Annotated in this window: 9 protein-coding genes; 8 read left to right on the top strand and 1 reads right to left on the bottom strand. The window is 62.4% G+C overall.

The genetic code is table 11. The features are described from left to right. The 3 genes from Q0Z69_RS15720 to Q0Z69_RS15710 form a co-directional block, all read left to right on the top strand. The coding region (locus Q0Z69_RS15720) for a dihydroxy-acid dehydratase (protein WP_298035349.1) at positions 1-1,068 on the top strand (1,068 nt) is incomplete at its 5' end. A 14-nt stretch (positions 1,069-1,082) separates the two neighbouring features. Then, a complete protein-coding gene (locus Q0Z69_RS15715) occupies positions 1,083-2,399 on the top strand; it encodes an ATP-binding protein (protein ID WP_298035348.1) in 1,317 nt (438 codons plus the stop codon). 167 nt (positions 2,400-2,566) lie between these two features. Continuing rightward, complete coding sequence (locus tag Q0Z69_RS15710; RefSeq protein ID WP_298035347.1) at positions 2,567-4,165, top strand: MBL fold metallo-hydrolase RNA specificity domain-containing protein; 1,599 nt, start codon at positions 2,567-2,569, stop codon at positions 4,163-4,165. A 22-nt stretch (positions 4,166-4,187) separates the two neighbouring features. On the opposite strand, the gene Q0Z69_RS15705 is transcribed toward Q0Z69_RS15710, so the two are convergent. Next, complete coding sequence (locus tag Q0Z69_RS15705) at positions 4,188-4,436, bottom strand: DUF6809 family protein (protein WP_298035346.1); 249 nt, start codon at positions 4,434-4,436, stop codon at positions 4,188-4,190. A gap of 84 nt (positions 4,437-4,520) precedes the next feature. Between Q0Z69_RS15705 and Q0Z69_RS15700 the strand changes: the two genes are divergently transcribed. From Q0Z69_RS15700 to Q0Z69_RS15680, 5 genes are all read left to right on the top strand, one after another. Further along, the gene (locus Q0Z69_RS15700; RefSeq protein ID WP_298035345.1) at positions 4,521-4,730 is read left to right on the top strand and encodes a helix-turn-helix domain-containing protein; all 210 of its coding nucleotides are present in this window, start codon (positions 4,521-4,523) and stop codon (positions 4,728-4,730) included. A 70-nt stretch (positions 4,731-4,800) separates the two neighbouring features. Then, positions 4,801-6,177: a 23S rRNA (uracil(1939)-C(5))-methyltransferase RlmD gene (gene rlmD, locus Q0Z69_RS15695; protein WP_298035344.1), complete on the top strand. Its 1,377-nt coding sequence runs from the start codon at positions 4,801-4,803 to the stop codon at positions 6,175-6,177. Positions 6,178-6,233: 56 nt separating this feature from the next. Beyond that, positions 6,234-6,419 carry a hypothetical protein gene (locus tag Q0Z69_RS15690; RefSeq protein WP_298035343.1) on the top strand — a complete coding sequence of 62 codons (186 nt, stop codon included), beginning with the start codon at positions 6,234-6,236 and terminating at the stop codon, positions 6,417-6,419. A 456-nt stretch (positions 6,420-6,875) separates the two neighbouring features. Next, a complete protein-coding gene (rpoB, locus tag Q0Z69_RS15685) occupies positions 6,876-10,553 on the top strand; it encodes a DNA-directed RNA polymerase subunit beta (protein ID WP_298035350.1) in 3,678 nt (1,225 codons plus the stop codon). Positions 10,554-10,618: 65 nt separating this feature from the next. Next, positions 10,619-10,866 (top strand): hypothetical protein (locus Q0Z69_RS15680; protein WP_298035342.1); only part of this gene is annotated, 248 nt, incomplete at its 3' end.

Below are 10,866 nucleotides of genomic sequence, written 5' to 3'. Positions count from 1 at the left end.
AACTCCATGAACTGCCTCACCGAGGCCATCGGCATGGCTCTGCGGGGCAACGGAACCATCCCCGCCGTGTGGTCCGCCCGGCTTCGTCTGGCCAAGCACGCGGGCATGCAGATCATGGAGCTGGTGGAAAAGAACATCTGCCCCCGGGACATCATGACCGAGGCGGCCTTCCACAACGCCGAGACTATCGACATGGCTCTGGGCTGCTCTACCAACACCATGCTCCACCTGCCCGCCATTGCCCATGAGTGCGGCATTGAACTTTCCTTCGACATGGCCAATGAGATCAGCGACCGGACCCCCAACCTGTGCCATCTGGCCCCGGCGGGCTTTACCTACATGGAGGACCTGGAGCGGGCCGGCGGCGTGTACGCCGTCATGGCCGAGCTGGCCAAGGCCCGGCTGATCGACACCAGCCTGCTGACCTGTACCGGCAAGACCATCGCTGAGAATCTGGAGGGTGTGGTGAACCGGGATCATGAGATCATCCGCTCTGTGGAGGACCCCTTTACCAAGACCGGCGGCATCGCCGTGCTGAAGGGCAATCTGGCTCCCGACGGCTGCGTGGTGAAGCAGGCCGCCGTGGCCCCGGAGATGATGGTCCACTCCGGTCCCGCCCGGGTGTTCAACAGCGAGGAGGAGGCCATTGCCGCCATCTACGCCGGCAAGATCGTCGCCGGCGACGTGGTGGTCATCCGCTACGAAGGTCCCAAGGGCGGCCCCGGCATGCGGGAGATGCTGAACCCCACCTCCGCCATCGCGGGCATGGGCCTGGACAAAGAGGTGGCCCTCATCACCGACGGCCGCTTCTCCGGCGCGACCCGGGGCGCTTCCATTGGCCACGTCTCCCCGGAGGCGGCCTCCGGCGGCAGCATCGGCCTGGTGGAGGAAGGCGACATCATCTCCATCGACATCCCCAACCACGCCATTTCCGTCCAGGTCAGCGACGAGGAGCTGGCGGCCCGCCGGGCCAAATGGGTCTGCCTCGAGCCGAAGATCAAGACCGGCTACCTGTCCCGTTACGCCAAGCTGGTCTCCTCCGCCGACCGGGGCGCCGTGCTGGATTGACGGAGGGCTGCGCTATGTACCGTGAGATCGCCCACCTGCTGCTGTACAGCGACCTGGGGGAGGACAGCATCCTGGTCCGCCTGGCGGACATCCTCCGGGATTGGGAGCAGGGCGGCTGTGACCGGGACGCTTTGATCCGGCGGATCTACGCACAGATCAAGCGCATCCTGGACCTGAGCACAGACTGCGGCTTCGACGAAAACCTCTGGCAGTGCTATCTGACCTGGGTCCTGATGACCAACGAAAACTCCTTTACCCGCACCTGCGAGCGGCTCGGGGCCAGCGAGGGCAGCGTCAACGGCTTTGCCGTCAGCGACTTCGCCGTGTTCCACCGGCTGTTCCACTATGATTTCTCCAAGCTGGAGAAGGATCTGGGCATCGACTGCTTTTCCACCATCTGCGATTATCGCGCCATCCCCAAGCGGGAGCGGACCTACAACCACGACGTCAGCCGTCAGGTCCGGGAGCTGCGCCGGTCCCTGGCTGCCGCCTCCGGTGGGGAGGAGATGTTCCGCCTGCTGACGGACTACTACCGCCGGTACGGCTTCGGCGTGTTCGCCATGAACCGGGCCTTCCGTATCCGCCGCGGCGCGGACAAGGTGGAGTTCCTGCCTATCAGCAACATCGACGGCGTGGTGCTGGACGACCTGCTGGGCTATGAGCTGCAAAAGCGGGAGCTGCGCCGCAACACCGAGGCGTTCCTGGACGGCAGGCACGCCAACAACGTGCTGCTGTACGGCGACGCCGGCACCGGCAAGTCCACCAGCGTCAAGGCCCTTATCAACGAGTACTATGACCGTGGCCTGCGGATGATCGAGATCTACAAGCACCAGTTCGGGGATCTCTCCGCCATTTTGGGCCAGATCAAGAACCGGAACTACCGCTTCATCATCTTCATCGACGACCTCAGCTTTGAGGAGAACGAAGTGGAGTACAAATTCCTGAAAGCTGTCATCGAGGGCGGCGTGGAGACCCGGCCCGACAATGTGCTGATCTACGCCACCTCCAACCGCCGCCATCTGATCCGGGAGACCTGGAACGACCGCACGGACATGGAGCACAACGGCGACATCCACCGCTCCGACACCATGGAGGAAAAGCTCTCCCTGGCCAGCCGCTTCGGCGTCTCCATCAACTACAACGCCCCCACGCCCAAGGAGTATCAGGACATCGTCCGGATGCTGGCCCAGCGCCAGGGCATCGCCATGGACGAGAAGCGGCTCCTGGCCCTGGCCAACACCTGGGAGGTCCGCCACGGCGGCTTCTCCGGCCGTGCCGCCCAGCAGTTCGTCCACTACCTGGAGGGCCTGGACGGCTCCAACAGCCAGTAAGACACACAGCCCGCTCCGGCAGATAGCCGGGGCGGGCTGGCTGTTTTCACAAAAAACCAGACATTTGATCGAAAACGTTGATTGTGCTTTTGGCCGGACCGTGCTACAATATGAAATAATAAGTTCCTGCGGACTTGATGTTTTGAAATAAATAAGGAGGTTTCCCTATGAAGCTCAGCTTTTACGGCGCTGATCAATGCGTCACCGGCAGCTGCCATTGTATTGAGATCAACGGCAAGCGCATCTTGGTGGACTGCGGCTTGCAGCAGGGGCGGGACGAGGTGTCCAACGCCGAATTCCCCTTTGCGGCGGGTTCCATCGACTATGTGCTGGTGACTCATGCCCACATCGACCACTCCGGCCGCATCCCCATGCTCATCAAGCAGGGCTTCCAGGGCCGCATCCTGACGACCCGGCTGACGGCGGAGCTGCTGGACATCATGCTGCTGGATTCCGCCCACATCCAGGAATCCGACGCGGAGTGGAAAAACCGTAAAGCCGAGCGTTCCGGCGCGCCCAAGGTGGAGCCGCTGTACACCATCGAGGACGCCCAGCGGGTCCGGGAGTTCATGACTACCTGCGAATACGGCGAGATCGTCGATCTGTGCGAGGGCGTTGAGCTGGAGTTCGTGGACGCAGGCCATCTGCTTGGCTCGTCCAGCATCGCCATGGAGCTGACGGAGAACGGCGTGAAGAAGCGGGTCATTTTCTCCGGTGACCTGGGCAACGTCAAGCAGCCCATCATCCGGGACCCCGTCCACTTCCACGGCGCGGACTACGTGGTGATGGAATCTACCTACGGCGACCGCAACCACACCGAGGTGTGGAGCTACACTGACGATCTGGCGAAGATCATCGACGAAACCATCGCCAAGGGCGGCAACGTCATCATTCCCTCCTTCGCCGTGGGCCGCACCCAGGAGCTGCTGTACTTCATCCGGGAGATCAAGGACGCCCGTCTGGTAAAGTCCAACCCGGACTTCCCCGTGTACATCGACTCCCCCCTGGCCAAGCGGGCCACCACCATTTTCACCGGCGACCTCCGGGGCTATCTGGACGACGATGCCATGAAGCTGGTGAAGGATGGGACCCACATGTTCAACTTCACCAACCTCCGCATGACGGAGACCAGCGAGGAATCCAAGGCCCTCAACATGGACCCGACCCCCAAGGTCATCATCTCCGCCTCCGGCATGTGTGACGCGGGCCGTATCCGCCACCACCTGAAGCATAACCTGTGGCGGCCGGAGTGCAGCGTGGTGTTCGTGGGCTACCAGGGCGAGGGGACCCTGGGCCGCAACCTGCTGGAGGGCGCGGAGAGCGTCAAGCTCTTCGGCGAGGAGATCGCCGTCCACGCCAAGATCGTGAACTTCAAGGGCCTCAGCTCTCACGCCGACCGGGACCACCTGCTGAGCTGGATCGCCGATTTTCAGGACCCCAAGCCGGAGCATGTGTTCGTGGTCCACGGCGACCGGGAGGTGGCGCCCTTCTTCGCCCAGACTCTGGAGGGCATGGGCTTTGAGGCCCATGCGCCCCAGTATACCGAGGTCTATGACCTGGCTGCCAACAAGCAGCTGGCCCCCGGCTATCTGCCGGAGCGGAAGGCCAAGGCCGGCGGCGCCCGCACCAGCTCCGCTTACGAGCGTCTGGTGGCTGTGGGCCAGATGCTGATGGAGAGCATCCGGCGCAGCAAGGGGCGGGACAACAAGTCTCTGGCCCGCTTCGCCGACCAGCTGCGGCAGCTGCTGGAGAAGTGGGAGGCGTAAGCTGCTCGTATCCGCTGAGGGCCTATTTCAGCTCCCTGGCCAGGGAGAAAGCGGCCTGAAACATGGCGGCAAGATCCAGGTCCCGCTGCTCCGCCAGCGCGTCCTGATACGTTTCCAGGACCTCCTCTCCGCCGGCGGCGAGCTTTTGACGAAGCTCGCCGTCCAGGCGGTCCAGCAGGGCGTTCAGGGAGCGGTACGCGTCGGTGCAGAGCAGGCCGGTGAAGCTGGTGTTCAGCGTGTAGCTGTATAGAGTCTCCATCAGATCAGTCATGAAAACACCTCCATAAGCGAATGATTTATTCGTATCAATAATACACGAATGATTTATTCGTGTCAAGAGGGCGGGAGATATTTTATGGTTAAAATTGCGGAGAGGCTACAGACTCTGAGAAAAGAAAATAAGATCACACAGAAAAGCGTAGCGAACTATTTGGGAATCAAACTCCGCACATATCAGTATTACGAGGGAAATGATCACCGGCCGGATTACGAAACGCTGATCGCATTGGCAGATTACTTCCATGTGACCACGGACTATCTGCTGGGCCGCACGGACCAGCGGTAACGGTCCGCAGAACTTTTTCCGGGAGAGAGGTGCGCTCCCTGCCGTTTCAAAACAACGCCGAGAGGTATCTATGGAAGCATTGCGAAAAGATCAGATCTATACCGGCACGGTGGAGGGCTACTCCAGCGAGGGGCTGGGAATCGTCCGGCTGGACGGCGCGGTGGTGTTCGTCCCCCGGGCCGTCCGGGGCGAGACCGTCGACCTGCGGATCACCAAAGTCATGAAGACCGCCGCGACGGGGGAGATCGTCAGGATCCACAAGCCCTCGCCGGAGCGAGCGGAGCCGGAGTGCCCCTATTTCGGCCGGTGCGGCGGCTGTGATTTCCAGCACCTCAGCTATCCGGAGGAGCTGTGGGCCAAACGCCGGCGGGTCCAGGACGCCTTGGCCCGCCTGGGCGGCTCGGAGGTGGAGGTGGAGGCTATCCTGGGCGCGAAAGACCCGACCCACTACCGCAACAAGAGCCAGTATCCCGTGGGGGCCGATGGCAGCATCGGCTTCTATCAGGCCCGGACCCACAGGGTCGTCCCTGTTGCCCGCTGTCTGATCCAGTCGGAGATCTCCGACAGGACCGCCAAGGCCGTGGGGGACTGGATGAAGCGCTACAAGGTCTCCGCCTATGACGAGACCACCGGCAAGGGGCTGGTGCGCCACATCTATGTGCGGGTCAACCGGAAAGGGGAGAGCCTCTGCTGTGTGGCGGCCAACGGCAGGCAGGTCCCCCGGGAGCCGGAGCTGGCGGCCATGGTGCTGTCCGCCGCCCCCGGCACCGTGGGCGTGGTGCTGAACACCAACACGAAAAAGGGCAATGTGATCCTGGGGGGCAAATACCGGACCCTCTGGGGGCGGGACTTCCTGATGGACACCCTCTGCGGCCTGGAATTCAAGCTGTCGGTGCCGTCCTTCTACCAGGTGAACCGGGACCAGGCGGAGGCGCTGTACGGCAAGGCACTGGAATATGCCGCCCTGACGGGGCGGGAGACGGTGCTGGACCTGTACTGCGGCACCGGTACGATAACCCTGTGCCTGGCCCGGCGGGCGGGCCGTGCCATCGGCGCGGAGATCGTCCCTCCGGCCATTGCGGACGCGAGAGAGAACGCCGCCCGCAACGGCATTGAAAACGCGGAGTTTTTCTGCGGCGACGCGGCGGACGTGGCCGCCAAGCTGGAAGGGGAGGGGCTGCGGCCCGACGTGGTCACCGTGGACCCGCCCCGGAAGGGCCTCAGTCCGGAGGTCATCGCGTCCATCGCGGCCATGGGACCGGAGCGGATCGTGTACGTCTCCTGCGATCCCGCAACCCTGGGCCGGGACGTCAGGATCTTCACGGGCTTCGGCTATCAGGCGGTCCGGGCCTGCGCTGTGGACATGTTCCCCGGCACGCGGCACGTGGAGACGGTGTGCCTGCTGGAAAAGGCGGAGCGAAAAATAGTTGTAAAATCCAAAGAATAGGTGTATGCTATCCTCAGCGGCATATTTGGAAATTCCGAAACAGGAGGATTTTTACGATGAGCAAAACCGCGAGCATGGTCATGAAGATCATCGGCGCCAGTCTGGCGTTCGCCGCGTTTGTCTGCCTGCTGATCGGCGGCTGGCACGACCTGAGCGTTGGGTACTGCGGCATGAAGAAGCGGCTGAAGCAGAAGTTCGGCACGGAGTATGACGATTACAACGACGAAGAACTGTACGAGTGAGGAAGGACCTGGCTCCACAGCCGCTGGATGCTGTCCGGGCGGGGCTTTGCCCATCCGGCGTCCCGGCTGTGGATACAGGACCTGAAAAAGCGGAAAAGCGGGCGGAAGCATCCGCCCGCTTTTTATTGGCCCTGAGACGGTTGGCCCCCGGCGGAGGATCTCCTCCGCCGGGGGCCAGCTGCAAAAAAAATAACCGGGCAAACGCCCGGACACGCCAAAAAATCCCTTGACAGAAAAGGGATCACGTGGTAAAATAAATCGCTTATATGATAAAGAGGGATAAATACCCATCTTTACTACTGTGTTGATTGTAGCATATTTCCCATGACAATGCAAGAGTGAAGTGAAAGGATTTTAACAACGCGTCCGCGTGTGCCCTCTGCCGCTTTCCAAAACAAACGACCCGCCTCCGCCGCCGGACAGGGCGGCGGGAGCAGAAGAAAGGTGAATGAAAAGATGGCCAAAGACAAGTATTACGGAAAGACCCTTCGTAAGAACTTTGCCCGGTATGAGGAAGTCGTTCCCATGCCGAACCTTCTGGAAATCCAGAAGACGTCTTACCAGGAGTTTTTGGACACCGGCCTGCGTGAGGTATTCAACGACGTAGGCGCGATCACGGACTACCAGGGCAACCTGGAGCTGACGTTCATCGACTATAAGATGGATGAGGACCCCAAGTACGACGTGGAGGAGTGCAAGGCCCGGGACGCCACTTACGCCGCCCCCCTGAAGGTGAAGGTCCGCCTGCGGAACAAGGAGACCGAGGAGATCAAGGAGCAGGAGATCTTCATGGGCGACTTCCCCCTGATGACCCACTCCGGCACCTTCGTCATCAACGGCGCGGAGCGCGTTGTCGTCTCCCAGATCGTCCGTTCCCCCGGCGTGTATTACGGCAAAGAGATCGACATCAAGACCGACCTGCCCATCCTCACCGCCACGGTGATCCCCTACCGGGGCGCCTGGCTGGAGTATGAGACCGACACCAACGAGGTGTTCTGGGTCCGCATCGACAAGAACCGGAAGATCCCCATCACCTGCCTGATCCGCGCCCTGGGCCTCAAGACCGACGCGGAGATCCTGGACCGCTTCGGAGACGATCCCCGCATCGCCGTGACGTTGGAGAAGGACCCCTGCAAGAACTACGAGGACGCCATGCTGGAGATCTACCGCAAGCTGCGCCCCGGCGAGCCTCCCACGGTGGAAGCTGCGGAGACTCTGATGCACAACCTGTTCTTCGATCCCCGGCGCTACGATCTGTCCACCGTGGGCCGGTACAAGTTCAATAAGAAGCTGTCTTTGTGGCAGCGGGTCACCGGCTGGAAGCTGGTCTATCCCGTGGCGGACCCCGCCACCGGCGAGATCCTGTTCGACGAAGGCCACCTGCTGAGCAAGGAGGACGCCCGCCTGCTGGATACCGTGGGCGTGGCCGAGGTCACCATCGATATCGAGGGTGAGCCTCTGCGGGTCTGCTCCAACAAAATGTGCGACCTGAGCCACTATGTGGACTTTGATCCTCTGGCGGAGTGCGGCATCAAGGAGCGGGTCCGCTTCGATGTGCTCCAGGAACTGCTGGGCCAGTACCAGGGCGAGGATCTGATCGAACAGATCAAGCTCCACAAGGACGACCTGGTGCCCAAGCACATCATCATCGACGATATCCTCACCTCCATCAACTATATGAACGGCCTGGCCCGGGGCATCTCCGCCAAGGACGATATCGACCACCTGGGCAACCGCCGCCTGCGCTGCGTGGGCGAGCTGCTGCAGAACCAGTTCCGCATCGGCTTCAGCCGGATGGAGCGGGTCATCCGGGAGCGCATGACCATCCAGGACCTGGACATCGTGACGCCTCAGAGCCTCATCAACATCCGGCCCGTCACCGCCGCCATCAAGGAGTTCTTCGGCTCCAGTCCCCTGAGCCAGTTCATGGACCAGACCAACCCCCTGGCGGAGCTGACCCACAAGCGCCGTCTCAGCGCCCTGGGCCCCGGCGGCCTGAGCCGCGAGCGGGCCAATATGGAGGTCCGTGACGTGCATTACAGCCACTACGGCCGCATGTGCCCCATCGAGACCCCTGAAGGCCCCAACATCGGCCTGATCTCCTATCTGGCCACCTACGCCCGCATCAACGAGTACGGCTTCATCGAGGCCCCCTACCGGGCCGTGGACAAGGCCACCGGCAGAGTATCGGACACCATCACCTACATGACCGCCGACGAGGAGGACAACTACATCGTCGGCCAGGCTGTGGAGCCGGTGGACGAGAACGGCTGCCTGGTCAATGCCCGTATCACCGCCCGCCACCGGGACGAGATCGTGGAGGTGGACCGGGAGCGGGTGGATTATATCGACGTCTCTCCCCGCATGATGGTCTCCATCGCCACCGCCATGATCCCCTTCCTGCCCAACGACGACGCCAACCGCGCCCTGATGGGCGCCAACATGCAGCGGCAGGCCGTGCCTCTGCTGCGCCCCCATGCCCCCATCGTGGGCACCGGCATGGAGCACAAGATCTGCATCGACTCCGAGATCGTGGTGCTGGCCGAGGGCGACGGCGTGGTCACCTCTGTGGACGCCCGCCACGTCACCGTCAAGTACGACAGCGGCGAGACAAAGGACTATAAGCTGACCAAGTTCCTCCGCTCCAACCACACCACCTGCATCAACCAGCGCCCCATCGTGGACGTGGGCGAGCGGGTCCATGGCGGCGACGATCCCACCGTCCTGGCGGACGGCCCCGCCACCGAGCAGGGCGAGATCGCCCTGGGCCAGAACATCCTGGTGGGCTTCATGACATGGGAGGGCTACAACTACGAGGACGCCGTTCTGCTGAACGAGCGCCTGGTGCGGGAGGATCTGTATACCTCCATCCATATCGAGGAATTCGAGATCGATGCCCGGGACACCAAGCTGGGTCCCGAGGAGATCACCCGGGATATCCCCAACGTGGGCGAGGACGCCCTGAAGGACCTGGACGAGAACGGCATCATCCGCGTGGGCGCCGAGGTCAAGTCCGGCGACATCCTGGTGGGCAAGGTGACCCCCAAGGGCGAGACCGACCTGACTGCCGAGGAGCGCCTGCTGCGGGCCATTTTCGGCGAGAAGGCCCGGGAGGTGCGGGACACCTCCCTGAAGGTCCCCCACGGCGAGAGCGGCATCGTGCTGGACACCAAGGTGTTCACCCGCGAGGGCGGCGACGAGCTTGGCCCCGGCGTGAACATGGTGGTCCGGGTGTATATCGCCCAGCGCCGCAAGATCCAGGTGGGCGACAAGATGGCCGGCCGCCACGGCAACAAGGGCGTGGTCTCTCGGGTCCTGCCCCAGGAGGATATGCCCTTCCTGCCCGACGGCACGCCGCTGGACATCGTGCTGAATCCCCTGGGCGTGCCCTCCCGTATGAACATCGGCCAGGTGCTGGAGGTCCATCTGGGCTATGCCGCCCAGAAGCTGGGCATCAAGGTGGCGACCCCCATCTTCGACGGCGCTACCTACAGCGATATCCAGGACCTGCTGAAGGAGGCGGGCCTGGACGCCGAGGGCAAGAGCGTGCTGTATGACGGCCGCACAGGCGAGCCCTTCGACAACAAGGTCACCGTGGGCTATGTGTACTTCCTGAAGCTGCACCACCTGGTGGACGATAAGATCCACGCCCGTTCCACCGGCCCCTACTCCCTGGTGACCCAGCAGCCCCTGGGCGGCAAGGCCCAGTTCGGCGGCCAGCGCTTCGGCGAGATGGAGGTGTGGGCCTTGGAGGCCTACGGCGCGGCTTACACCCTGCAGGAGATCCTGACCGTCAAGTCCGACGACGTGACGGGCCGTGTCCGCACCTACGAGGCCATTGTCAAGGGCCACAACGTGCCCCAGCCCGGCGTGCCGGAGTCCTTCAAGGTGCTGGTGAAGGAGCTGCAGTCCCTGTGCCTGGATATCCAGGTGCTGGATGCCAACGGCAACACCATCGAGCTGAAGGAGGACGAGGACGCCATGGACACCTTCAACCTGGCCCGGATGGACGCTGACGACGACCGCAACCGCGCTTTTGCCGACGAGGCTGACTTCCAGGAGTCCGGCTTTGATATCGAGGACGCCCCGGAGGACGCCGGCGCGGACATCGATGTGGACTTCGACGACGAATGATCCAGAACACGTTCCATTCGTCACATTATTAATTCTGGATCATTGAAGGAGGATATCGCAATATGATGGATAATAACACAGGCAACAACATTGCCTTTGACGCGATCAAGATCGGCATGGCTTCCCCGGAGCAGATCCTCGCCTGGTCCTACGGCGAGGTGAAGAAGCCGGAGACCATCAACTACCGCACTCTGAAGCCCGAGCGGGACGGATTGTTCTGCGAAAAGATCTTTGGACCCACCAAGGACTGGGAGTGCCACTGCGGCAAGTACAAGAAGATCCGCTACAAGGGCAAGATCTGCGACCGCTGCGG

This window comes from uncultured Dysosmobacter sp. (genome assembly GCF_947631165.1).
GTDB lineage: Bacteria > Bacillota > Clostridia > Oscillospirales > Oscillospiraceae > Oscillibacter.
This window is presented reverse-complemented; position numbering and strand designations above follow the sequence as displayed.